22 protein-coding genes, 1 tRNA gene and 2 pseudogenes are annotated in these 24588 nt (G+C 62.7%); 17 read left to right on the plus strand and 8 right to left on the minus strand.

The features are described from left to right. Positions 1 to 51 precede the first annotated feature (51 nt). The 5 genes from thpR (at position 52) to IPM27_09185 (ending at position 3609) form a co-directional block, all read left to right on the plus strand. A complete protein-coding gene (gene thpR, locus IPM27_09165) occupies positions 52 to 600 on the plus strand; it encodes an RNA 2',3'-cyclic phosphodiesterase (protein ID MBK9161719.1) in 549 nt (182 codons plus the stop codon). A gap of 29 nt (positions 601 to 629) precedes the next feature. After that, positions 630 to 1757, plus strand: coding sequence for a phospholipase A (locus tag IPM27_09170; GenBank protein MBK9161720.1), 1128 nt, complete (start codon positions 630 to 632; stop codon positions 1755 to 1757). A gap of 1 nt (position 1758) precedes the next feature. Beyond that, entirely contained in the window at positions 1759 to 2154 is a 396-nt protein-coding gene (locus IPM27_09175; GenBank protein MBK9161721.1) for a group II truncated hemoglobin, read from the plus strand. 64 nt (positions 2155 to 2218) lie between these two features. Then, a complete protein-coding gene (corA, locus tag IPM27_09180) occupies positions 2219 to 3178 on the plus strand; it encodes a magnesium/cobalt transporter CorA (GenBank protein MBK9161722.1) in 960 nt (319 codons plus the stop codon). Between the two features lie 2 nt (positions 3179 to 3180). Then, positions 3181 to 3609 (plus strand): DNA lyase, encoded by a 429-nt coding sequence (locus tag IPM27_09185; protein ID MBK9161723.1) that lies wholly within the window; start codon positions 3181 to 3183, stop codon positions 3607 to 3609. Here the strand turns inward: IPM27_09185 and IPM27_09190 are convergent. From IPM27_09190 to IPM27_09200, 3 genes are all read right to left on the minus strand, one after another. Further along, on the minus strand, positions 3606 to 4376 hold the full coding sequence (locus IPM27_09190; protein ID MBK9161724.1) for a tRNA threonylcarbamoyladenosine dehydratase: 771 nt from the start codon (positions 4374 to 4376) through the stop codon (positions 3606 to 3608). The genes IPM27_09185 and IPM27_09190 overlap by 4 nt on opposite strands. Before the next feature lie 2 nt (positions 4377 to 4378). Then, positions 4379 to 5158: a TatD family hydrolase gene (locus IPM27_09195; GenBank protein ID MBK9161725.1), complete on the minus strand. Its 780-nt coding sequence runs from the start codon at positions 5156 to 5158 to the stop codon at positions 4379 to 4381. 93 nt (positions 5159 to 5251) lie between these two features. Continuing rightward, positions 5252 to 6253 carry a zinc-dependent alcohol dehydrogenase family protein gene (locus IPM27_09200; GenBank protein ID MBK9161726.1) on the minus strand — a complete coding sequence of 334 codons (1002 nt, stop codon included), beginning with the start codon at positions 6251 to 6253 and terminating at the stop codon, positions 5252 to 5254. A 141-nt stretch (positions 6254 to 6394) separates the two neighbouring features. Between IPM27_09200 and aroC the strand changes: the two genes are divergently transcribed. From aroC to IPM27_09215, 3 genes are all read left to right on the plus strand, one after another. Continuing rightward, positions 6395 to 7489, plus strand: a complete 1095-nt coding sequence (aroC, locus tag IPM27_09205; protein ID MBK9161727.1) for a chorismate synthase — start codon at positions 6395 to 6397, stop codon at positions 7487 to 7489. Positions 7490 to 7504: 15 nt separating this feature from the next. Beyond that, on the plus strand, positions 7505 to 8197 hold the full coding sequence (locus tag IPM27_09210; GenBank protein ID MBK9161728.1) for an HNH endonuclease: 693 nt from the start codon (positions 7505 to 7507) through the stop codon (positions 8195 to 8197). A 681-nt stretch (positions 8198 to 8878) separates the two neighbouring features. After that, positions 8879 to 9496 (plus strand): DUF2238 domain-containing protein, encoded by a 618-nt coding sequence (locus IPM27_09215; GenBank protein MBK9161729.1) that lies wholly within the window; start codon positions 8879 to 8881, stop codon positions 9494 to 9496. A 16-nt stretch (positions 9497 to 9512) separates the two neighbouring features. Here IPM27_09215 and IPM27_09220 read toward each other — a convergent pair whose 3' ends face one another. From IPM27_09220 to IPM27_09240, 5 genes are all read right to left on the minus strand, one after another. Further along, positions 9513 to 11150, minus strand: a complete 1638-nt coding sequence (locus tag IPM27_09220) for a glycosyltransferase family 39 protein (GenBank protein MBK9161730.1) — start codon at positions 11148 to 11150, stop codon at positions 9513 to 9515. 48 nt (positions 11151 to 11198) lie between these two features. After that, positions 11199 to 12620 (minus strand): M48 family metalloprotease, encoded by a 1422-nt coding sequence (locus IPM27_09225; protein MBK9161731.1) that lies wholly within the window; start codon positions 12618 to 12620, stop codon positions 11199 to 11201. 152 nt (positions 12621 to 12772) lie between these two features. Further along, on the minus strand, positions 12773 to 12988 hold the full coding sequence (gene rpmE / locus IPM27_09230) for a 50S ribosomal protein L31 (protein MBK9161732.1): 216 nt from the start codon (positions 12986 to 12988) through the stop codon (positions 12773 to 12775). A gap of 112 nt (positions 12989 to 13100) precedes the next feature. After that, positions 13101 to 13325 carry a YbdD/YjiX family protein gene (locus tag IPM27_09235; protein MBK9161733.1) on the minus strand — a complete coding sequence of 75 codons (225 nt, stop codon included), beginning with the start codon at positions 13323 to 13325 and terminating at the stop codon, positions 13101 to 13103. Further along, positions 13310 to 15379, minus strand: coding sequence for a carbon starvation protein A (locus IPM27_09240; GenBank protein MBK9161734.1), 2070 nt, complete (start codon positions 15377 to 15379; stop codon positions 13310 to 13312). Before IPM27_09240 ends, IPM27_09235 begins: the two co-directional genes overlap by 16 nt. A 132-nt stretch (positions 15380 to 15511) precedes the next feature. Between IPM27_09240 and IPM27_09245 the strand changes: the two are divergent. The 9 genes and pseudogenes from IPM27_09245 to IPM27_09285 all read left to right on the plus strand — a co-directional run bounded on the left by IPM27_09245 (position 15512) and on the right by IPM27_09285 (position 24562). Further along, positions 15512 to 16439: pseudogene (locus IPM27_09245) on the plus strand (polyprenyl synthetase family protein). 15 nt (positions 16440 to 16454) lie between these two features. Then, a pseudogene (locus IPM27_09250) lies at positions 16455 to 16721 on the plus strand (octaprenyl diphosphate synthase). A gap of 28 nt (positions 16722 to 16749) precedes the next feature. Continuing rightward, positions 16750 to 16826 (plus strand) — tRNA-Pro (locus IPM27_09255). Between the two features lie 129 nt (positions 16827 to 16955). Then, a complete protein-coding gene (locus tag IPM27_09260; GenBank protein ID MBK9161735.1) occupies positions 16956 to 17723 on the plus strand; it encodes a HesA/MoeB/ThiF family protein in 768 nt (255 codons plus the stop codon). A 90-nt stretch (positions 17724 to 17813) separates the two neighbouring features. Further along, the gene (locus IPM27_09265) at positions 17814 to 18026 is read left to right on the plus strand and encodes a hypothetical protein (protein ID MBK9161736.1); all 213 of its coding nucleotides are present in this window, start codon (positions 17814 to 17816) and stop codon (positions 18024 to 18026) included. A gap of 18 nt (positions 18027 to 18044) precedes the next feature. Then, positions 18045 to 19649 carry a PAS domain-containing protein gene (locus IPM27_09270; protein ID MBK9161737.1) on the plus strand — a complete coding sequence of 535 codons (1605 nt, stop codon included), beginning with the start codon at positions 18045 to 18047 and terminating at the stop codon, positions 19647 to 19649. Beyond that, on the plus strand, positions 19642 to 21012 hold the full coding sequence (locus IPM27_09275; GenBank protein ID MBK9161738.1) for a sigma-54-dependent Fis family transcriptional regulator: 1371 nt from the start codon (positions 19642 to 19644) through the stop codon (positions 21010 to 21012). Before IPM27_09270 ends, IPM27_09275 begins: the two co-directional genes overlap by 8 nt. Next, positions 21002 to 21547, plus strand: coding sequence for a 1,6-anhydro-N-acetylmuramyl-L-alanine amidase AmpD (gene ampD / locus IPM27_09280; protein ID MBK9161739.1), 546 nt, complete (start codon positions 21002 to 21004; stop codon positions 21545 to 21547). Before IPM27_09275 ends, ampD begins: the two co-directional genes overlap by 11 nt. A 162-nt stretch (positions 21548 to 21709) precedes the next feature. Next, positions 21710 to 24562, plus strand: a complete 2853-nt coding sequence (locus tag IPM27_09285) for a ribonucleoside-diphosphate reductase subunit alpha (protein ID MBK9161740.1) — start codon at positions 21710 to 21712, stop codon at positions 24560 to 24562. Positions 24563 to 24588: the final 26 nt, after the last annotated feature.

The following is a 24588-nucleotide window of genomic DNA, read 5'->3' on the forward strand; positions in this document are numbered from 1 at the left end:
GCATCGCGCATCATCGCTCGACCCCGACAGGGTTGCGGATAAAATGCGACCATGGAACCTGAACTCGAAACCGCGCGGGTCTTCTTCGCGCTCTGGCCGGATCGCAAGGTGCGTGTGGCATTGTCCGCGTGGCAGCCGTGCCTGCACGAGCTGTGCGGCGGCAGGGCCATGCGCGCCGTCACGCTGCATACCACGCTGGTGTTCCTCGGCGAGGTTGCAACGCACCGGCTGGAAGCGTTGCAGTTGGCTGCCCGCGAAGTGGAGGCCGGATCGTTCGGGTTGTGCATGGACACCGCGCGTTACTGGGGGCACAACCACATCGTGTATGCCGCGCCGTCCTCGCTGCCGCCGGAACTGTCCGGACTGGTTGCCGGGTTGGAGGACAGCCTGCGCAGGCATCACTTCCGGTTCGACCGGCGCGCATACAAGCCGCATGTCACGCTGGCGCGCAATGCAAAGTGGACGGATGCGCCGCTGCCAGCGATGCCGCCGGTGCATTGGCCGGTCGGTGATTTCGCGCTGGTGCAATCCGTGCCTGACGGCGGGCGGGCGGATTATCGCGTGCTGGCGCGTTTCCCTTTGCGCGCATCTGGCGGATAATCACATCCGCAAAACCCGTCCCCCTCACCATGAAAAAACCGAGCCATTCCGCCCCGCCGGGCAACTTCCTGCTGCTAGCCGTGCTGTGCGCGCTGTCTGTGCCGACGGTTCAAGCTGGCGAAGAAGACTTCGCGCGGTGTGCGAAACAGTACCCGGACGACAATGCCGCGCGCCTGAAATGTTACGACAGTGCAGTATCTTCCGCTTCCGCGACCGTCCTGCCGCAACCCGTGGCAGATGTACCGGTCGGTGAGAAGGGTGATGGCAAGGCCGATGATGAAGAGAATGGCGCGCCGGCAGATGCGACACAACCGTCAGACGAGCGCTCTTATCTGACGCGCGCCTGGAATCTGGATGACAGGAACGCCCGCGGCGAAAGCAAGGTGGGTCGCCTCAGGCCGCACCGGCAAAGTTATCTGCTGGTCAGGAAGAGTGGCAACGCCAACAGCCAGCCGACTTCGCCGGCCATCGGCCACAGCGCGCTCACCCCGCGCGACATCGATGCGCTGGAGGCCAAGTTCCAGTTGAGTTTCAAGGCGGACATCGGCAGCCAGCAGGACATCGATCTGCTGGGCATGAAAACCTTGCGACTGTGGGGAGCCTATACGCAGCAATCAAGCTGGCAGGTATTCAACATGCGCAACTCGTCGCCGTTCCGCGAAACCGATTACGAGCCCGAGCTGATCGCCACGTTCGGTACGGGTGCGGCGGAGGGCCTCAAACTGGTCAATCTTGCCTGGGTGCACCAGTCGAACGGACGTCCCCTGCCGGAATCGCGCAGCTGGAACCGCCTCTACCTGCAGGGCGGTTGGGAATGGAACAACAGCACATCCATCCTGGCGCGCGGCTGGTATCGCATCCCGGAAAAGCTGGCGAAGGACGACAATCCGGACATCGTCGACTACGTCGGGCGTGCCGACCTGGTGGCGCGCTGGGAACCGGCAGACAAAAGACAGGCCGTATCCATCTTGTTGCGCAACAACCTCAACATGGCGGCCAATCGCGGCTTCGTCCAGATCGACTGGTCGATGCCGTTCGCGCTCGGCAATGCGGCGCGCGTGCATGCGCAGTTCACCTCGGGCTTCGGCGAGAGCCTGATCGACTACAACCATAGCCAGAATACCTTTGGGCTGGGTTTTTCGTTCCGCGAGTGGTGACATGCAGGGCGCACAGGGACTGACGCATTACCAGCGCATCGGCGGCGCGGACAAGGTGCGCGCGCTGGTGCAGCGCTTCTACCAACTGATGGATGAGTTGCCGGAAGCGCATGGCATCCGCAAAATGCATGCGGCCGACCTGCAGAGCGCCTCGGACAAGCTGTTCAAGTTCCTGTCCGGCTGGATGGGCGGGCCGCAGTTGTTCGTCGAGGAATACGGCCACCCGATGCTGCGCCGCCGCCACATGCCTTTTTCCATCGGTGAGGCCGAGCGCGACCAGTGGCTGCTGTGCATGGATCGGGCGCTGGACGAGGTGGTGAAGGACGAAGGGCTGCGCCGGGAGCTTTCCGCCGCTTTCGCCAAGGTGGCGGACCACATGCGCAACCGTGATGATTAAGCATGGTTGGCGCACTTGGTTCTTTCGGAACTAGAATGGCGCTGTATATTTCCCGGGATACGTCATGCTGCATGCATTCACACTGAAGAACGGCCGCCTCAACCGCCTGCATATCGAGCCTGGCGCCGATCTGGGCAGCGAAGCGCCGGTGTGGGTGGACATGGTCGCCGCGACGCCGGAAGAGGGCGAGTGGGTCGAGGCGGCATACGGTTTCCACCTGCCGCGCCCCGAACACCTGCGCGACATCGAGGCCAGCGCGCGTTTCTTCGAACATGACGGCAACCTGCACCTGCGTTCCGATTTCCTGTCCGGTACCGAAAGCCACTCGCGCAGCGTGGCGGTGGCGTTCGTGCTGTCCGGCGAGACGCTGATCAGCATCCACGAGGAAGATCTGCCGATCTTCCGCCTGCTGCGCATCCGGCTGCGTTCGGAGTCCGGCGAGATCAGGAACAACAGCGATGTGCTGGTCGACCTGTATGGCATGGACGTCGAATTCTCCGCCGATGCGCTGGAAGAGGTGTACGCCGACCTCGGGCGCGTCAGCCAGAGCGTGCTGAACGAGAACATCAGCGACCGGCAGGCGCGCGAGGCGCTGGCCGAGATCGCGCATGCCGAGCATGTCAACGGGCGCATCCGGCGCAACGTGATGGACACGCAGCGCGCGCTGTCCTTTCTGGTCCGGGTCAAGGCGCTCGGCGCGGAACAGATCGAGGAGGTGAAACAGATCCAGCAGGACATCGAGTCGCTGGACGGCCACACCTCGTTCCTGTTCGACAAGATCAACTTCCTGATGGATGCCGTGATCGGCTTCATCAACATCAACCAGAACAAGATCGTGCGTTTGTTCTCGGTGGTGTCGGTGGCCCTGCTGCCGCCCACGCTGATCGCGTCCATCTACGGCATGAACTTCGCCATGATGCCGGAGTTGCAGTGGAAGCTGGGCTATCCGTTCGCGCTGCTGCTGATGACGCTGTCGGTCGGCGTGCCGTTCTGGGTGTTCTGGCGCAAGGGCTGGCTGAAGTAACCATGCGCCTCTGGTCGCTGCACCCCAAGCATCTCGATGCCAAGGGCCTGGTCGCGCTGTGGCGCGAGGCCCTGCTGGCGCAGAAAGTGTTGCGCGGCGAGACCCGGGGTTATCGCCATCACCCGCAGTTGCAGCGCTTCCGCACGCATCCCGAGCCGCTGGCGGCGATCGCCAGCTACTTGCGGGCGGTGCAGCAGGAAGCATCCTGTCGCGGGTATCGCTTCGATGCGGACAAGATCGGGCCCGAAACGACGCGCCGCAGGATCGCGGTCACGCAAGGCCAGGTCGAATACGAACTCCGGCATCTTCGAAGCAAGCTGGCCGTGCGGGATGTCGCCGCGCTGGGGCGGCTGCAACAGTGTGGACCGGCACAGCTGCATCCTCTGTTCAGGGGAGTGGCGGGAGAGGTGGAGCCCTGGGAAGTGGTCTAACCCCTATTGGCAAGCAGCTTGTCGATACACCAACCCGCCGCAGCGAACCCCATGCCGGCGGTCACCGTGACCACCGAGCCATAGCCGGCGCAGCTCAGGTCGCCGGTCGTGCAGCTTGTGCTGCGCTGTGAGGGTTCTTCCGAATAGATGCAGGCCACGCCGAACTTGCCGTTCTTGCGCGGAGGGATGTTGAAATCCTTCTTCAGCGTCGTGCGGATGCGTGCCAGCAAGGCATCGTGCGTCACCTTGCCGAGATCGTCCCGCTTCAACCGGAGCGGATCGGCCTTGCCGCCCGCCGCGCCGCACACCACCAGCGGGATCCTGTTGTAGCGCGCATGAACGATCAGCGCCGCCTTCACTCTCGCCTCGTCGCAGGCGTCGAGCACCGCGTCGAAACTGTCCGGCACGATCAGTTGCGCCATGTTCGCCTCGGTCAGGAAATCATCCACGATCGTCACCCGGCAAGCGGGGTTGATGTCCGCGATGCGGGCCTTGAGTGCTTCCGTCTTGGCCTTGCCCAGCGTGCTGTCCAGCGCCTGGATCTGCCGGTTCACGTTAGATACCGCCACATGGTCGAAGTCGATCAGCGTCAGGTTGCCGATGCCGCTGCGCGCCAGCGCCTCCACCGCCCAGGAACCGACACCGCCCACGCCGATCACTACCACGCGCGCCCGGTGCAGCGCGATGCGCGACCCGTCGCCGTAGAGGCGGTCGAGGCCGCCGAAGCGGCGTTCGTGATGGTCGTCGAGCGGATGAAGGTGTCCCATGTTCAGTTTGTCGCGGCGAGTCGCGGAAGAATGGACGATACATTCGCTGTCGTGGCGCGTGCAACTTCCTCGATGCTTATGCCGCGCAACTGTGCCAGCGTCTGCGCGATGCGCGGCACATATTCCGGCTTGTTCGGTTGGCCGCGTTCGAGGAAGTCGGGCGGGATGTCCGGCGCGTCGGTCTCCAGCACGATGGTTTCCAGCGGCAGCGTCGCGGCAAGCTCGCGCAGGCGGGTGGCGCGGTCGTGGGTCATCGCGCCGCCGAAGCCGAGCTTGAAGCCCAGTTTGATGAACTCGTCGGCCTGCTGGCGGCTGCCGCTGAACGCGTGCGCAATGCCGCCGCGCACCCGGTGCTGGCGCAGCAGCTTGAGGATGGCGTCCTGCGCGCGGCGGATGTGCAGCAGCACCGGCAGGCCGAATTCGCGCGCCAGCTTCAGTTGCTCGACGAAGAAATATTCCTGCCGCGCACGGTCGTAGTGGTTGATGAAGAAGTCCATGCCGATCTCGCCGACCGCGACGGGTTTGTGTTGTTCCAGATAGCCGCGCAGCACAAGCAGGTCATCCGGCATCGCGTCATCGGTATACATCGGGTGGATGCCGTAAGCTGGCGCGCACGACGGGAAGCGTACACACAGCTCGCGCACCACCTCGAAGTTGGCGCGCGCCACCGAGGGCACGACGATGCGATCCACGCCCGCATCGCGTGCTGTCTGTACCAGTTCGGCCTGCGTGTCGCCGAATTCGTCGGCGTCGAGATGGCAGTGGGTGTCGATGAATCGCATTGCCCTCTCCCTAACCCTCTCCCGCAAGCGGGAGAGGGAACAATTCCCCTCTCCCGCTTGCGGGAGAGGGGGCTGGGGAGAGGGTGAGCTTTTTCATTTCATCATCAGCACGATCTTGCCGATCATGCCGCCCGCCTCAATCAGGCGATGCGCCTCGGCGGCCTGATCCAGCGGCAGCCGGTGCGTGACCAGCACGCCGAGCTGTCCCGCCTCGACCAGCTTGGCGCCTTCTTCCAGTATCCTGCGCTGGCGCACGCGCTCGTCGTGCAGGGCCAGCACCTGCGGCGTGAGCATCAGTTCGTAGCACAGCGACAGGTTGCGCAGCCGCGCCAGTTGCGTGTCGGCCAGCGACAGCGGCGTGGAGAGCAGGCTGACCAGTTTGCCACCGATGCGCACGGCATTCATCGAGCGCAGGTAAGTCTCGCCACCCACCGTGTCGAACACCACATCCGCGCCGCGTCCGCCCGTCCAGTCCAGCGTCTGCTGCACGAAGTCCTGCGTCTTGTAGTTGATGATCTTCTCCGCGTACAGGCCTTGTGCCAGCCCGGCCTTGCGGTCGTTGCTGACCGTCACCGCGACGCGCGCGCCGAGGTGGTGCGCCAGTTGCAATGCGACGTGGCCGACGCCTCCGGCCGCGGCATGGATCAGCACCGTCTGTCCGGCCTGCAGCCCGGCGCGCTCGACCAGCGCCTCCCATGCGGTGAGCAGCACCAGCGGCAGCGCGGCGCTATCCTGCAGCGACAGGTTGGCGGGTTTCGCCGCGCAATATTCCTCGTGCAGCGTGGTGTATTCGGCATAGTTGCCCGGCTCGTCGCCCAGCCCGCCGTTGCAGAAGAACACCTCATCGCCGGCCTTGACGCGCGTGACTGCTTCGCCTGCTGTTTCCACCACGCCCGCGCCGTCGCAACCGAGGATCGCGGGCAGCTTGTCGGGATGGTAGGCGGGCTTGGCGCGCAGCTTGGCGTCCACCGGGTTCACGCCGGCGGCGGCAAGCTTCACGCGGATGTGGTGCGGCGAAGGCAGCGCGGGTTTTTCGATCTCGCGCAGTTGCAGCACATCGGCGCTGCCTGCGGCGGTCATCAGTATAGCTTTCATCAATGATCCATTTCTGTAGGAGCCCGATTTATCGGGCGATTGTTTGCATCGCTATCGCGCAATGAATTGCGCTCCTACGGCGGTAATGTGTGGGTGTGGGCATATGTTAAACTTCGCGCACTCTTTTTGCGAGACACCACCATGTCCGGAAATACCTTTGGCACCCTGTTCACCGTCACCTCCTTCGGCGAATCTCACGGCAAGGCGATCGGCTGCATCGTGGATGGTTGCCCGCCGGGCATGGCACTGAGCGAAGCCGACATCCAGCCCGACCTCGACCGCCGCAAGCCCGGCACCTCGCGCCACGTCACGCAGCGCCGCGAATCGGATACGGTGGAGATCCTGTCCGGCGTGTTCGAAGGCAAGACCACCGGCACGCCCATCATGCTGCTGATCCGCAACGAAGACCAGCGCAGCAAAGACTACGGGAACATCGCCGAGACCTTCCGCCCTGGCCATGCCGACTACACCTACTGGCAGAAATACGGCATCCGCGACCATCGTGGCGGCGGCCGCGCCTCTGCGCGCGAGACTGCGGGACGTGTGGCGGCAGGTGCCATCGCGAAAAAATGGCTGGGCGAGAAATATGGCGTGGAAGTGCGCGGCTACCTGGAACAGCTCGGCGAGATCGTCGTGCCGTTCAAAAGCTGGGACGACGTGAGTGCCGAAGGCAACACCTTCTTCGTGGCCGACGCGAGCTATGTCGCGCAATTGGAAGACTACATGGATGCGCTGCGCAAATCCGGCGACTCCATCGGCGCCAAGCTCGCCGTCGTCGCGCACAACGTGCCGGTCGGCTGGGGCGAACCGGTGTTCGACCGTATCGACGCCGACATCGCGCATGCCTTGATGGGCATCAATGCAGTGAAGGGCGTGGAGATCGGCGCGGGCTTCGGTTGCGTCACGCAGAAAGGCAGCGAGCATGGTGACGAACTCACGCCGAATGGTTTCGCATCCAATCACGCGGGCGGCATCCTCGGCGGCATCACCACCGGGCAGGACATCGTCGCACGTTACGCCATCAAACCGACATCGAGCATCCGCATCGAGCGCGATTCGATCAACAAGGCGGGGGAGGCGGTGAAGGTCTCGACCGAGGGGCGGCATGATCCCTGTGTGGGCATCCGTGCCACGCCGATCGCGGAGGCGATGGTGGCGTTGGTGTTGATGGATCATGCGTTGAGGAATAGGGGGCAGTGTGGGGATGTGGTTTGTGAGACTCCTCAGATTCGTTAGGCAAGCAGAAGCAATATGAAGTTTGAATTGGAAGAAAGTCTTAGGGGCGCCTCCGACGAGGAGTTGTTGGAAGATATGCGTTGCAGTGCTAAAGCACTTGGCAAAGAGACGATTACTATTGCCGAATACGAGGAAAGAGGGAAAGCCCATCCAAGTACTATTCAACGAAGATTTGGGTCGTGGGTTAAGGCATTAAAACTGGCGGGCTTGCAACCAAGCCGGTCAAAAATTGGAATTACTGATGATGAACTCTTCGAGAACATCAAGGCGCTATGGATAAGTCTAGGGCGCCAACCCAGATACAACGAGGTAAGAGCGCCCAACTCTCGGTTCTCCGCTCGTACATATGAAAACCGTTTTGGTTCATGGTCAAAGGCGCTTGGCAGATTTGTAGCATGGGTCAACTCTGACTCACCAGAACAACCCCAGCAAGAAGAAGATCAAGGCGCAGTGGACTTAACCTTGAAAATTGCTTCTACAAAGCGTCGCGCTCGCCGTGAAATATCAGATCGACAAAGATTTAGAATTCTCGTAAGGGATGGTTTTCGGTGCAAATCTTGCGGTCGGAGCCCATTGTCTGAGGCGGGTGTTGAATTGCACGTTGATCATATTTTGCCTTGGTCAAAAGGCGGTGAGACGAACGACGATAACCTTGAAATCAAGTGCAAACGATGCAACCTTGGCAAGGGAAACGCGTTCAATGTTTGAACTCGCGTAGGATGGGGCGAGCGCAACGATACCCATCGAAAACCGCCGGGGGTTGCCCGGCAGCAAGTTACTTTTCTTGTCTTGCCAAGAAAAGTAACCAAAAGAAATCGCCCCCGGTTTGCCGCCCCTTCGGGGTTCCCTCGATCAGCCGCAAACGAGCGGGGCTGCGCAACTCGCACGATCCGCTACGCGGCCACGTGCTCAAACAGTGCTCGCCTAACCCCACCGCCCGTTCGCGCCTGATCGAGGCGGCGCACAGGGGAAAGAAAGTCAAAGGCGGTGAGGCGGTTTTGTGTGCGCTGCGCGCACGGTTGTTTTTGATTTGAGTGAGGCGGGCAATGCCCGCCTCACTGGTGTTGAGGTTTGGCTTTTAGGTTTTGATTTTCATCCCCTGTGCGTCCGCCGAGTAGCGGAGACCAGACAGGGGTAGTCCGACGAATATGTTTGAGCACGTGACTGCGTAGCAGGTCGTACGAGTTTATGAGGAGGCCTGTCTGGTTGAGCAACGCAGGGAACCCACGAAGTGGGCGGTGAACCGGGTGCGACTTCTTTGGCTTACCTTTCTTGGCAAGACAAGAAAGGTAACTAGCTGTCGGGCTACCCCCGACGGTGTTGATTTTGGTTTTGTCGTTCATGCTTCGACAGGCTCAGCACGAACGGCTCATAGACAAGGAGATCATCATGCAGCGCCAAACTGCCCTCATTACCGCCGCTGCGCTGCTGATCCTCATCCTGCTGGTCTCCGCCATCCGTCCCTACGACTACCCCACCTGGTTCATGGAGGTGCTGCCGGTGATGATCGCGTTGCCGGTGATGGCGGCGACGTACAAACGCTTCCCGCTGACGACGCTGCTATACACGCTGATCTTCGTGCACGCGCTGATCCTGATCGGCGGCGGGCACTACACCTATGCGCGGGTGCCGCTGGGGTTCTGGCTGCAGGATGTGCTGGGGACGGTGCGCAACCCGTACGACAAGATCGGCCATTTCGCGCAGGGTCTCGTGCCGTTCATGGTCGCGCGCGAGATCCTGTGGCGCGGCGGTTATGTGACCGGCAGGCGGATGACGGCGTTCTTGTCGGTGTGCGCGGTGATGTTCGTCAGTTCGTGCTACGAGCTGGTCGAGTGGTGGGCGGCGCTGTTCATGGGGCAGGGTGCGGACGAGTTCCTCGGCACGCAGGGCGACGAATGGGATACGCAGTCGGACATGTTCTTCGCGTTGCTTGGCGCGCTTGCGGCGATGCTGGCACTGTCGCGCCTGCATGACCGTCAAATGGATGAATTGAAGCGGGCGTCGTAGGCCGTTCGGGATGTATTCAGATGCGCCGGTACAGCCGGTAATGCTCGCTCTTGTCGCCCTTGCGGCTGCCTTCCCAGATCTTTTCCCAGCGCGTTTCGTCGAGCAGCGGCTTGGATAGCCGGTCGCCCTGGATCAGGCGCAGGTCGCACCGTTCCCTGCGGTCTTCGCGGGTGAGGATGTCGCCGAAGTAGTGCAGCATCGCGCGCTGGCCGTCGCCGAGGTAGTCATAACCGACGCAGCGGTATTGTTGCGGCATGGCCTGTTTCAGCGAGGCGACCATGCTGCGGTAGCTCTTGCCGCTGTCCAGCCACGGCAGCCACAGCGTCATCGCCAGCACCCAGACCAGCGTGATACCGGCCGCCCAGTTGGTGACGGCGCGGCGCATCGAGCGGCCGACGCGCCATACCAGCACCAGCCACAGCACGGTGGCGGTGACGGCGATCCAGAACGGCACGGCATCGAAGGACGGTTCGAAGCCGGGCTGGTAGTCCTTCAGCCACAGCGTGATCTTGGCGTGGTTGTTCAGCAGCAGGCCGGCCCAGCCCCACCACATCGCGATGGCGACCAGCGCGAAGGTCATCAGGCCGAACCAGTCCAGCGCGTTGGCCGCGCCGCGCTTGAGCGCGGACAGTGAGGCGGTGGCGAGCAGGGTGAGCGGCAGCAGCATCGGCAGCGCGAAAACTTCCTTGATATTGGGTACGAAGCTGAGCGTGACCAGCATCACGCCGAAGGCGACCAGCGGCAGTTGCAGGTCGTCGCGTTGCGCCAGGCGGCGGCGCGATTGCCACACGACCCACGCCGCCAGCGGCAGCGCCGGCCAGGCCAGCCACGGCAGGTTCTTCAGGTAGTAGAACGATTCCCTGCCCGGGCCGTGCGACGCGTAGCCCAGCCAGTTGCCGATGTTGTGCGTCCACGCCCAGTCGGCGAACAGTTGCGGCGAATGCAGGTACAGCAGCAGCGGCCAGACGGTGAGCCACGGCAGTGCGCCGAGCGCGGCGACGGCCAGGCTGGAGTAGTACCTGCGCCCGCGCCATCTGTCGGACAACAGCGGCAGGCAGGCCGCGATCAGCACGAACAGGACGGGCGCGATGAAGCCCTTGGACAGGAAGCCGATACCGATGCCGGTGCCGATCCAGATGCCGGCGCGCACGGCGCGTTCCTGGCTGTGTGCGAAGCCGTACAACATCATCGCGCAACCGGCGAGCAGGGCGAGGTCGGTGATCATCTGGTGCGCGCGCACCAGCATGCCGAGGCAGCCGATCAGGATGACGGCCGCGGCCCAGCCGCGATTCTCGCCGTACAGCTTGCGGCCGGCGAGTCCGGTGAACAGTAGCGCCAGCGCGACGTACAGGCCGCTGGCGAGGCGTGCGCCGTCGTGCAGCGGCAGCAACGGCGCGAACAGTTGGGCGGACAGGGCGGCGGTCCAGTAGTACAGCGGCGGCTTGTCCAGATAAGGTTCGCCGACCAACGTGGGCACCAGCCAGTCGCCGCTTTGCAGCATCGAATAGACGATGCCGAATCCCTGTGCCTCGTCCGGCTTCCACGGATCGTGGCCGACCAGTCCGGTGGCCGCCCAGACCAGGATCAGCAAGCCGAGCAGCACGGCCTTGGCGGGCGTGATCGGGTGGGGGTCGGTCGGCTTGATGAAATACATCAGAACATGCCGCGCGATTCGCTATGGTTCCGGTCGTGTGACATGCCGTTACTTCACGATCTTGAGTGGCTGGCCGACCCTGGGTTCGCCGTCCGGGTATTGCGCGTTGATCAGGCGCAGATAGGTTTCCGCCGATTTGCCCAGCGGTGAGCCTTTCGACAGTGCGGCATAGGTCTCGCCCGGGCGCACGGAGATGACATGGATGCCGAGTGGTTTGACCCATTTGCGTTCTTCGGTGCTGAGCGTATGGAAGCTGCGCACGGTGTCGAAGATGTCGTTGCGGTGTGCCGCGAGGCCGCCGCGCGACTTGGCTTGTGCCTGCAGGACGTAGGCATATTTGTCCTGGTAGATCACGCCGCCCATCACGTTCGGCAGTTCGAACGTCGCCGCGGACAGGCCGTTGAGGTCGAGTTGCCGTACATCCGCTCCGGAGCCGATCATGCGGCGTGCATATTCGGCCGGGGTGCCGCGCGGCTGCTGGTCCATCTTCATCTGTAGCGTCGCTTCGCCGCCGGGACTGACCGCGACCAGCGCGGTGGGCAGGTTATGCACCTGCCAGGTTGCCGGGAAGGCGACCACGATGCCGAGGTCACCGTGATAGAAAGTGTTGTTGCGTACCACGCCCTGATCGCTGTTGTCGCCGAACTGCATGCCATCGGTGGCGGCAAGGAAGGCTTCGCGACCTTCGGCATGGGCATGGGCCGAGGCGTTCTTGCCTGCTTCGCCCACCGCCTGTTGCAATCGCGTGTCGTTGTCCGGGTGCGAGGCGAACAGGCCGTGGTAGCGGCGCGGTTCGCGGCCTTCCTGCTTGGCCAGTTCGGCGTCCTTCAGTTCCTGGTTCTTCAGTACGCCGATGACTTTGATGATGGCTTGCGGGTCGTACTCGGTGCGTGCCAGGTATTCGGCGCCGAGCCGGTCGGCCTCCAGTTCGTGGTCGCGCCCGTACCCGGACAGCAGCGCGCCGCCGATGATGTTGCTCAGGTTTTGCCCGACCGCCGAGCCGATCTCGGGCACAAAGATGGAGGCGATGGTCAGGCCGATGTTGGCCGCCTGCGCCGCGCTCTGCTGGCGCACGCCGTGGCGTGCCGTGACGTGGCCGATCTCGTGCCCCAGCACGGCAGCCAGTTCCGCCTCGCTGTTGAGATAGGCGAGGATGCCGCGCGTGATGTAGACATAGCCGCCGGGCAGCGCGAACGCGTTGATGTCGGGCGTGTCCAGCACGGTGAAGTGGTATTGCAGGCCGGGGCGATGGCTCTGCTTGGCGATCTTCTGACCGACGCTGTTGACGTAGTCCTGCAGCGCTTTCGATCCGTAGACCTTGTATTGTTTCTTGATCAGCGCGTCGTTCTGGCGGCCGACCGCGACCTCCTGGTTTTCCGACATCATCACGAAGTCGTTGCCGCCGGTGACCGGGTTCTGGGCGCAGCCGGACAGCAGGGCGAGGGCAAGGGCAATAATCAGTAGACGCATGGCACACCTGTTCAACGGGGTTGGAGGGGAGGATTGTCGCCTAAAACAAAAAGGCAGCAAACGCTGCCTTTTGATTATATTGCTGCGGTAAGTTCCGCAAATGGCGGACGGGACGGTCGGCCATCAGGCAATCGGGAACAATTACCCGAAGGTTACGCCGCAGCCTTGGTGCCGTATTTCTGGCGGAACTTGTCGATACGACCGGCAGTGTCGACGATCTTCTGCGTGCCGGTATAGAACGGATGGCATTCCGAGCAGACTTCGACATGCATCGCGGGCTTACCGAGCGCGGATTTGGTCTTGAAACTGTTGCCGCAACTGCAGGTCACGGTCAGTTCCTGATAATTCGGGTGGATGTTCTCTTTCATTTTCTTTCCTTCAGTAATTTAGTGCGGCGGGTGTACGCACTCCCATGAGTAGAGCAACGGGGGGCGCGCATTATCCATAAATACACGTGGTTACGCAAATATTTTTGGGGCTCTAGCAGCAGCGCTTGATGCCGTTCCACTTGCGTTCCTGTTCGCGGGCGAACCACGCGTTGCGCGTCATGGCCGGGGTGTCCGGATGGGCGGCGGCGTGATGCGCCAGATAGCGCTCGTAACCGTCGTCGCCGCTGAGACGGCGTAAGGCCTGCCAACCCCGGTCATGCCAGCGGAGGATCGTGGCGAGCGGATCGCGCAGCAGGCTGCTCAGTCTCTGGCCCATGCGACCTCCAGTTGCGTCGGGTAATGCGGCTCCTCGGACAGTGGCGGGACCGGCTTGCCGCGCAGGTGGCGTGCGCAGACGCGCAGCGTGTCGGCGACGATCAGCCACAGCAGGGCCACGAAGAACAGGGCCAGCGCCGCATCCAGATGCAGGTTGAAGATCAGTTGCGGCGCGACGGCCGCTTTTTCCGGCGGCAGCAGGCCCACGGCGAGCTTGTCGGACAGGCTGTCGGCGGCGGCCAGGAAACCGATGCGCGGGTCGTCGCTGGTCAGCTTCTGCCAGGTCGCGGTGCTGGTGATGACCACCAGCCAGGTGAGCGGCAATGCGGTCACCCAGGCATATTTCAGCTTGCCGGATTTCACCAGGATGCCGCTGGCGACGCATAACGCGATCGCCGCGAGGATCTGGTTGGAGATGCCGAACAGCGGCCACAGGATGTTGACCCCGCCGTTCGGGTCGATCACGCCGATGTACAGGAAATAGCCCCAGGCTGCGACCACCACGGCGCTGGTGAACAGCACCGACGGATACCATGAGGTCCGCCCCATCGGTTTCCATACGTTGCCGAGCAGGTCCTGCAGCATGAAGCGGCCGACGCGGGTGCCGGCGTCGAGCGTGGTCAGGATGAACACCGCCTCGAACATGATCGCAAAGTGGTACCACAATGCCAGCATCCCCTGGCCGAACGCGCTGCTGAAGATGCTGGCCATGCCTACCGCCAGCGACGGCGCGCCGCCGGTTCGCGCGAACAGCGTGGCCTCGCCCATCTGCCGCGCCAGCTGGTTCATCTGCTCGACGGTGACCGGGAAGCCCCATGCGGAGATGGTGGCGACCGCGTCAGCCGCCTCCTTGCCGACGATGCCGGCTGGGGAGTTGATGGCGAAGAATACGCCGGGATCGAGCACCGTCGCGGCGATCATCGCCATCATGGCGACCAGCGATTCCAGCACCATGCCACCGTAACCGATCATACGGATGTCGCGCTCGTTGGACAGCAGCTTGGGCGTGGTGCCGGACGAGATCAGCGCATGGAAGCCGGAGATCGCGCCGCAGGCGATGGTGATGAACACGAACGGGAACAGCGTGCCGCCGAAGATCGGGCCGCTGCCGTCGATGAACCGGGTCAGCGCGGGCATCCTGATCTCAGGTCGCAGCCACACGATGGCCAGCGCCAGCAGGATGATCGTGCCCAACTTCATGAAGGTAGACAGATAGTCGCGCGGCGCGAGCAGCAGCCACACCGGCAGGATCGCGGCGGCGAAGCCGTAGCCGATCACGGCGAATGCCAGCGGCAGTCCGGGGTGATCGAACAGTTCGCGCAACCCCGGTTGCTGGTCGATCCAGCCGCCGCCCGCCACCGCCAGCAGCAGCAGGATCACACCGAGCGCCGAGCCTTCCAGCACGCGCCCCGGGCGCAGCTTGTACATATAGAGTCCGACCAGCATCGCGATCGGTATCGTCGCGGCCACGGTGGAGGTGGCCCACGGGCTGTTCTTCATCGCGTTGACCACGACCAGTCCGAGCACCGCGATCAGGATGATCATGATCAGGAAGGTGGCGACCAGCGCGGCGATGCCGCCGATGTTGCCCAATTCGTCGCGCGCCATCTGGCCGAGGCTGCGCCCGTTGCGCCGCGTCGAGAAGAACAGCGTCACCATGTCCTGTACGCAGCCGCCCAGTACCGCGCCGAACAGGATCCACAAGGTGCCGGGCAGGTAGCCGAACTGCGCGGCCAGCGTCGGGCCGATCAGCGGGCCGGGGCCGGCGATGGCGGCGAAGTGGTGTCCGAACACGACCCAGCGGTGGGTCGGCATGAAGTCGCGCCCGTTGTTCAGCCGTTCGGCCGGGGTGGCGCGCGTTTCGTCGATGCTCAACACGGTCGCGGCGATCCATGCCGCATAGAAGCGGTAGGCGATGGCATAGACGCACAGCGCGGCGGTGATGAACCACAGCGCGTTGATGGATTCGCCGCGGTTCAGCGCGATGCCGCCGACGGCGGCTGCGCCCAGCAGGGCGACGGTTACCCAGCCGGCGATGGTTGCGTAGGGTTTCATAATGGGCTCTCCGAGAAGCGGGGATTTTATGCGACAATGGCGCCCCACGAGAATAGCGCGTTAACGCGCAGCATGGACACATAATCAACGGGAAGCATTTTGGAGAACCTCAAGCAATTGCTGGCGGCCGACATGGCGGCGGTGGATGCAGTGATACGCGCGCGTCTGCGTTCCGAAGTGGCACTGGTCAACCAGGTCGGCGAGTACATCATCAACAGCGGCGGCAAGCGGCTGCGCCCGGCGCTGGTGGTACTGTCCGCCGAAGCGTTCGGCTATCGCGGCAAGCACCAGCATGACCTGGCGGCGGTGGTGGAATTCATCCACACCGCGACGCTGCTGCACGACGATGTGGTGGACGAGTCCGAGTTGCGACGCGGGCGCGAGACCGCCAGCGCGTTGTTCGGCAATGCGGCCAGTGTGCTGGTCGGTGATTTCCTGTATTCGCGGGCGTTCCAGATGATGGTCGAAGTGGGCGAGATGCGTGTGATGCAGACGCTGGCCGATGCCACCAACATCATCGCCGAGGGCGAGGTGTTGCAGTTGCTCAACTGTCACGATGCGGATGTCGACATTCCCAACTATATGCGTGTCATCCATTACAAGACTGCCAAGCTGTTCGAGGCGGCGATGCGTCTGGGGGCGATCCTCGGCAAGGCTTCGGCGGCGGATGAGGACGCGGCGGCGAGGTACGGCATGCATCTCGGCACGGCGTTCCAATTGGTGGACGATGTGCTGGATTATTCCGCCGAGGAGGCGCAGACCGGCAAGCATCTCGGCGACGACCTCGCCGAAGGCAAGCCGACATTGCCGCTGATCTATGCGATGCAGCACGGTACGCCTGAACAGGCCGCCGTGGTGCGCGGCGCGATCGAGCAGGGCGATGTGGACAGGTTCGCCGAGGTGCTGGAGATCATCCATGCCACCGGCGCGCTGGATTTCACGCGCCAGCGGCATGCGCGAGGCTGAAGCGGCATGCGCCGAGATCGCTTCGTTTGCCGATACAAAATACAAGCAGTGTCTGTTAGAATTGGCGCACTTTGCCGCGTCGCGGCAATTTTAGTTTGACGGGCCATTCCGGCCGACATTGCCGCTGATCTATGCGATGCAGCACGGTACGCCTGAACAGGCCGCCGTGGTGCGCAGCGCGATCGAGCAGGGCGATGTGGACAGGTTTGCCGAGGTGCTGGAGATCATCCATGCCACCGGCGCGCTGGATTTCACGCGCCAGCAGGCGATGCGCGAGGCTGAAGCGGCATGCGCCGAGATCGCTTCGTTTGCCGATACAAAATACAAGCAGTGTCTGTTAGAATTGGCGCACTTTGCCGCGTCGCGGCAATTTTAGTTTGACGGGCCATTCCGGCCCGCATGAGCGGGGTGTAGCTCAGCCTGGTAGAGTACTGCGTTCGGGACGCAGGAGTCGGAGGTTCGAATCCTCTCACCCCGACCAACACGAGCCGCCCACCCGGGGCGGACGGTCTTCAGATACTGTCGGCGGCAAAAGCGTCCGGAACGATCCGGGCGTTGTGCGACGAAATGCCGTCCGGGGACAGGTCGCTTTCGCAAACTGGGACTCGGCATGAACGATCAACAACTGTTGCGCTATAGCCGTCATATCCTGTTGGCGGAGCTCGGTATCGAGGGGCAGCAGCGCCTGCTCGAATCTCGGGTGCTGATCGTCGGCCTCGGCGGCCTGGGTTCTCCCGCCGCCATGTATCTCGCGGCCAGCGGGGTCGGTCGGTTGACGCTGTGCGATCACGACACGGTGGATTTCAGCAACCTGCAGCGCCAGATCATCCATCGCACCGCCTCGGTGAGCCAGCCCAAGGTGCTGTCCGCACAGGCCGCGCTGCACGACCTCAATCCCGAGGTGGAGTGCGTTCCTCTGGCGATTCGCGCCGGGGCGGAGCAACTCGAGGAACTGGTCGGCAACGCGGACGCAGTGCTCGATTGCAGTGACAATTTCGCCACACGCTATGCCGTCAATCGCGCCTGTCTGGCGCAGCGCAAGCCGCTGGTGTCGGGTGCGGCGATCCAGTTCGACGGGCAGGTGGCGGTGTTCGATTTCCGCCGAGCGGACGCGCCTTGCTACAACTGCCTGTTCCCGGAGGACAGCCTGGCGGCAGAGCTGCGTTGCGCGACCACCGGGGTGTTCGCGCCGCTGGTCGGTGTGGTCGGCGCGCTGCAGGCGGCAGAGGCGCTCAAGTTGCTGGCCGGGATTGAGCGCGGCTTGAGCGGCAGGCTGCTGACGGTCGATGCATTGGACATGAAAGTCATGCGCAGCACATTGAACAGGGATGCCGATTGCCGGGCGTGTGGTACGCAGCGCGCGGAAATGCGCTCCTGACTGGCTGTGCGTCCGGCGCGCCGGGTGTTGCCGCCGGGCGTGGGTCGGGTATAGTTCCACCTGATATCGCGTGGCATGGAGTATGTTCCAATGAGTCGTCTACTGTTGCTGATCGCCATTGCGGCGGCGGTCTATCTGCTGATCCGGTCTTATCGCAAGGGGGCTTCCGTTCGCGACGAGGCGGTCGTCGAGGATATGGTGCGCTGCGCGCATTGCGGGGTGCATCTGCCCAAGGGGGAGAGCATCCGGTCCGATGGCCGGTTCTTCTGCAGTGCGGCGCACCGCGACGCGTTCCGGGAATGACATTCTGGCGGACCGTCCTTGAGTGAATTGACCGACAATTCCGTTCCCGCCACAGCGACCGTCGATTTCTGGCGTTCCCTGCGCTATTTCAATCTCTACCGGCTGGCATTGGCCAGCCTCCTTGTTTTTATCGCCGGTTCCTTCGGTTCGGCATTGCCGCTGGACACCCGGAGTTGGACGCTGTTCTTCTTTGCGAGTCTCGCCTATGCCGCGCTGACGATCGCCTCCCTCGTCCTGCTCCGGTTGCGCTGGCCGCGATTCAATGTGCAACTGGCCATGCAGGTTGGCGGGGATGTGGCCGGATTGACGGTGCTTTCCTATGCCAGCGGCGGGATACAGAGCAGCATCGGGATGTTGCTGTTGATTTCGCTGGCCTCGGCCGGATTGATCAGTCGCGGCAGGGTCACGCTGTTTTTTGCTTCGCTGGCCAGCATTGCCGCGCTGCTCGAACATTCGTTCTCGGTGCTGTATGCCAATGCCGAGCCCGCGCAGTATGTCCAGGTCGGCCTGCTGTGCATCTCCTATTTTGCGGTGGCCTGGCTGGCGCATACACTGGCGAAGTATGCGATAGACAGCCAGTTGCTGGCGCAGCGCCGCGGCCAGGATCTGGCCAGCATGTCCGAGGCGAATCGTCTGGTGATGCGCGACATGCAGGACGGGGTGCTGGTGGTGGACGAGCAGGGTGTGATCGTGCAGATGAATCCCGGCGCGGCGCGGCTGTTGCGGCACAATGCGCTGTCGGGAAGTTCGCTGTCGGAAAGTTTTCCGCTGTTGTTCGGGCAATACGCGATGTGGAAAAGGAGCGGTCTGGCCAGCCGCGATACCCTGCAGCTGGATGTCGGCGTGCAGGCGAGACTGCGTTTCGTCGCTGTGGAGCGCCAGTCCGCCCATGGCACGGTGATCTTTCTGGAGGACATGCAGCGTGTGCAGGCCGAGGCACAGCAGATCAAGCTGGCAGCGCTGGGGCGCCTGACGGCGAACATCGCGCACGAGGTGCGCAATCCGTTGTCGGCAATCAGTTATGCCACGGAATTGATGCAGGAGGACCCGGCCGACGCCAGACAGAAGCGCCTGTTGCAGATCGTGCTGGACAACACGCAACGCATCAACCAGATTGTGCAGGATGTGATGCAGTTGAACCGGCGCGATCGTGCGCAGTCCGAGATGTTCGACCTGGTGCCGCTGTTGCGTGGTTTTGTCGAGGAGTTTTCCCAGGTTGAGCATCTGGAACCGGGGGTGCTGGTGCTGCAGGATGTGCAGGCGGGGAAAGTGCTCTTCGATCGTGGTCACCTGCGCCAGGTATTGTGGAACCTGTGCGGCAACGGCCTGCGGTACAGCCGCAATCAGTCCGGCAGCATCGTGCTGGCGACGGGCAACGAGGCGGGGCGGGTGACGCTGGAGGTGCAGGATGACGGGCCGGGCATCCCGGCGGCATCCCGGTCGCGGCTGTTCGAGCCGTTCTTTACCACGGCGGCAGAGGGATCCGGGCTGGGTTTGTATATCGCCAAGGAATTGTGTGAGGCGAACGGTGCGCGGCTGGAATATCATGACCGGGGAGATGTGCCGGGCGCGGAGCCGGCGGGTGCCTGCTTCCGGATCGTATTTGGAGAATTGCATGAATAGGGCGGATAACTATCAGGCAAAGATGCCGCGCGTGTTGCTGGTGGACGATGAACCGGACATCCTCGAGTTGCTGGAGATGGCGTTGCTCAAGATGGGGCTGACGGTGGATCGGGCCGCTAACGTGCGTGAGGCGCTGGCGGAACTGGCGGCGCATCGTTACGACCTGTGCCTGACGGACATGCGCATGCCGGACGGGGACGGGCTGCAGGTGGTGCGTCACATTGCGCAGCAGAATCTGGACGTGCCGGTGGCGGTGATCACCGCGCACGGCAACATGGAAAATGCCATTACCGCGCTCAAGTCCGGCGCATTCGATTATCTGGCCAAGCCGGTCTCGCTCGACCAGTTGCGCGCGCTGGTTAAATCGGCGCTGAACCTGCCGCAGCCGGTTGTGCCGGGAGACAAGGCGCTGCTCGGTCGTTCGCCGGCCATGCAAAAGGTGCGCGAGCTGATCGAAAAGGTGGCGCGCAGCCAGGCGCCGGTGCATATCAGCGGCGAATCCGGCAGTGGCAAGGAACTGGCGGCGCGGCTCATCGTGCAGAGCGGTGCGCGCCGCGACCAGCCGGTGATCGCGGTGAACTGCGGCGCGATACCGGAAAACCTGATGGAGAGCGAATTCTTCGGTTACAGGAAGGGTGCGTTCACCGGCGCGGACAAGGACAGGGACGGCTTTTTCCAGGCGGCGCACGGCGGGACGCTGTTCCTGGACGAGGTCGCCGACCTGCCATTGTCCATGCAGGTCAAGCTGTTGCGCGCGATACAGGAAAAGAGCGTGCGCAAGGTGGGTGCGACGGGCGAGGAGACGGTGGATGTGCGCATCATCAGCGCGACGCACAATGAGCTGGCCGAGCGGGTGCGGCAAGGCAATTTCCGCCAGGATCTGTATTACCGGTTGAACGTGATCCAGATCCACATGCCGGCGCTGCGCGAATCGCGCGAGGATATCCCGGAGATCGCGCAGCGGATACTGGAGCGCTTGCGTCCGAATGCTTCGACCGTGCATTTTTCGGAGGAGGCGTTACGCGAATTGCAGACTTACGATTTTCCCGGCAACGTGCGCGAACTGGAGAATATCGTCGAGCGCGCGCTGGCCATGTGTTCCGATGAGGAAATCACTGTGGCCGACCTGCATCTTGTTCCAGTTGAGGAGTGTCATGCCGGACCGCCGGAGCCGGGCGGCAAGTGTCCTTTGCCGGAATACCTGGATCGGGTCGAGCGGCAGGCCTTGCTGGAAGCTCTGGAGCAGACTGGCTTCAATCGAACGGCTGCCGCCAGGCTGTTGGGACTGACGTTCCGCACCATGCGCTACCGGATGGAGCGGCTGGGCATCAAGCCCCCGCAGGGTATGGGCGATGCGGATTGACGCGCAGGGCTGGCTGGCTGGTGCAGAACGCCAGCCGTCGCCGAATTGCGATGAGCGGCCCGGCGGCGAGATCGAGCTGCTGGTGATCCATAACATCAGCCTGCCGCCCGGCGAGTTCGGCGGGGATGGTGTGCCGCAATTGTTCTCCAACACGCTGGATCCGGACGGGCATCCCTATTTCCGGACCATCGCCGGACTCAAGGTATCGTCCCACTTCTTTATCCGCCGCAACGGTGGCATCGTTCAGTTCGTGCCCTGTACGCGCCGCGCCTGGCATGCGGGGACATCCTGCTGGCAGGGCAGAGCCGGCTGCAACGATTTTTCCATCGGCATCGAGATCGAGGGCAGCGATTTCGTGCCGTTTACCGACGCTCAATATGTCGTGCTGCATGACCTGACGCTGGCGTTGCGGGCGTCCTATCCGATACGCGGTATCGCCGGGCACAGCGATATCGCCCCGCAACGCAAGACCGATCCCGGCCCGTATTTCGACTGGATGCGTTATCTGTGCGCATTGTCCGGTTCACCCCCCTGAAAAATCAGCATTTGCTCATCAACTGGCCAGAAATATATAGGCCGTTTTTTTGCTTGCAATATTTTCATCACCTACTACAATTAGGTCCAACACCACAAAAAAATACTAGATATAGTGGTTTTATGATTTTCACCAAATCAGACAAATTTCAGGGAGACGTACATGCTGCATGCCGTTACCGATAACGTTTCAAGCCCTCCGATGCTTGCCGACAAAGTTTCCGATCCCGTTTCCCCTTCCTTCAGTCCCTTCGATCAATATAGAGTCATCCGCCGCAATGGGTCAGTGGTGGCTTTCGAGCCCGGCAAGATCTCGATCGCGATGACCAAGGCGTTCATCGCGGTGAACGGCGGACAGGGGGCTGCTTCGGCGCGCGTGCGAGAGATGGTCGAGCAACTGACGGACGGCGTGGTCAATGCGTTGCTGCGCCGCCAGCCGCATGGCGGGACGATGCATATCGAAGATATCCAGGATCAGGTGGAGCTGGCCCTGATGCGTTCCGGCGAGCACGATGTCGCCCGTTCCTATGTGCTGTACCGTGAGGAGCGTTCCCGTTCCCGCGCCAAAAACAAAAGCAGGGAGCCGGTGCATGTCATCAATGTCACCGGTACCGACGGGGTGGCGCGACCGCTTGATCTGGATCGCCTTTCCGCGCTGGTGCATTCCGCCTGTGCGGGCTTGGGCGAGGCGGTTGATACGGATGCGGTCATCAAACTGACGCTCAAGGATCTGTATGACGGCGTGTCGCTGCACGAGGTACGCAAATGTCTGGTTCTCTCCGCGCGATCCCTGATCGAGAAAGAGCCGGCTTATAACTTCGTCACCGCGCGCCTGTTGCTCAACAATATCTGTGGCGAGATATTGGGCGAGGAGATCGCACCGGCGGACATGGTGGCGCGTTATGCGGAGTATTTCCCGCAGTTCATCAAGCGGGGCATCGCGGCAGAGTTGTTGGATCCGGCGCTGGCGCAGTTCGACCTGCAGCGTCTGGCCGGTGAACTGGACGCGCAACGCGACCTGCAGTTCGGTTATCTGGGGTTGCAAACCCTGTACGACCGCTATTTCCTGCATGTGCAGGGCAAACGCATCGAATTGCCGCAGGCTTTCTTCATGCGTGTGGCGATGGGGCTGGCGCTGAACGAGATCGACCGCGAGGCTCGCGCCATCGAGTTCTACCGCCTGCTGTCGAGCTTCGATTTCATGAGTTCCACGCCGACGCTGTTCAATTCCGGTACATTGCGCTCGCAGCTTTCATCCTGCTATCTGACCACGGTGGCCGACGATCTGGACGGCATCTACGAGGCGATCAAGGAGAACGCGCTGCTGGCAAAGTTTGCCGGCGGCCTGGGCAACGACTGGACGCCGGTGCGCGCACTGGGTGCGCACATCAAGGGGACCAACGGCCAGTCGCAAGGCGTGGTGCCGTTCCTCAAGGTGGTCAACGATACCGCCGTGGCGGTCAACCAGGGTGGCAAGCGCAAGGGCGCGGTGTGTGCCTACCTGGAAACCTGGCACCTGGACATCGAGGAATTCCTCGATCTGCGCAAGAACACCGGTGACGACCGCCGCCGCACGCACGACATGAATACGGCGAACTGGATTCCCGACCTGTTCATGAAGCGCGTGATGGAAGGTGGCGAGTGGACGCTGTTCTCGCCTTCCAATGTGCCTGACCTGCACGACAAGTTCGGCGCCGAATTTGAGAAGGCCTATACGGCTTATGAGGCAAAGGCGGCCAGCGGCGAACTCAAGCTGTTCAAGAAGGTTCCGGCGCAGAGTCTGTGGCGCAAGATGCTGACCATGTTGTTCGAGACCGGGCATCCGTGGATCACCTTCAAGGATCCGTGCAATATCCGTTCGCCGCAGCAGCATGTCGGCGTGGTACACAGCTCCAACCTGTGCACCGAGATCACGCTGAACACCAGCGACACCGAGATCGCCGTGTGCAATCTCGGTTCGGTCAACCTGGCCGCCCACCTGCATCCAAAGGGTCACGAGCGGGCCGGGCAGATCGACCACGACAAGCTGCGCCGTACCATCGGTACCGCGATGCGCATGCTGGATAACGTGATCGACATCAATTACTACGCGGTGGGCAAGGCGCGCAATGCCAACCTGAAGCACCGGCCGGTCGGCCTAGGCATCATGGGTTTCCAGGATTGCCTGCACGATCTGCGTATCGCCTATGCTTCCGAGGCGGCGGTCGAGTTCGCCGACCGTTCGATGGAGGCGGTGTGCTACTACGCCTATTGGGCTTCCACCGAGTTGGCCGAGGAACGCGGCCGTTATGCCAGCTATCGCGGCAGCCTGTGGGATCGCGGCATCCTGCCTCAGGACTCGCTGGAATTGCTGCGCCGGGAACGCGGCGGCTACGTCGAAGTGGATATGTCATCCGCGATGGACTGGGATGCGTTGCGCGCGCGCATCGGCCAGCACGGGATGCGCAACTCCAATTGTGTGGCGATCGCGCCGACCGCGACCATCTCCAACATCATCGGCGTGTCCGCCTGCATCGAGCCGACCTACCAGAACATCTTCGTGAAGTCGAACCTGTCGGGTGAATTCACGGTGATCAACGAGCATCTGGTCGCCGACCTGAAGCAACTCGGCCTGTGGGACGAAGTGATGATCGCCGACCTGAAATATTTCGACGGCAGTCTGGCCAAGATCGACCGCATCCCCGTGGAGCTCCGCAACCAGTATGCGACGGCGTTCGAGGTGGAGCCGGCCTGGCTGATCGAGGCGGCTTCGCGCCGGCAGAAATGGATAGACCAGGCACAATCGCTGAACATCTATATGGCCGGTGTATCGGGGCGCAAGCTGGACGAGACCTACAAGCTGGCATGGCTGCGCGGCCTGAAGACGACCTATTACCTGCGCGCGCTGGGCGCCACGTCAGCCGAAAAATCGACCGGTCGCGCCGGCGCGTTGAACGCGGTGCCGTCGCATGGCGGAATGGCCGAGGAGAACAAGTTCTGCTCGATTGATAATCCTGAATGTGAAGCATGTCAGTGACATGCTTTCATCCATGATTACGGCGA

The organism is Nitrosomonadales bacterium (genome assembly GCA_016716325.1).
Classification (GTDB): domain Bacteria; phylum Pseudomonadota; class Gammaproteobacteria; order Burkholderiales; family Gallionellaceae; genus Gallionella.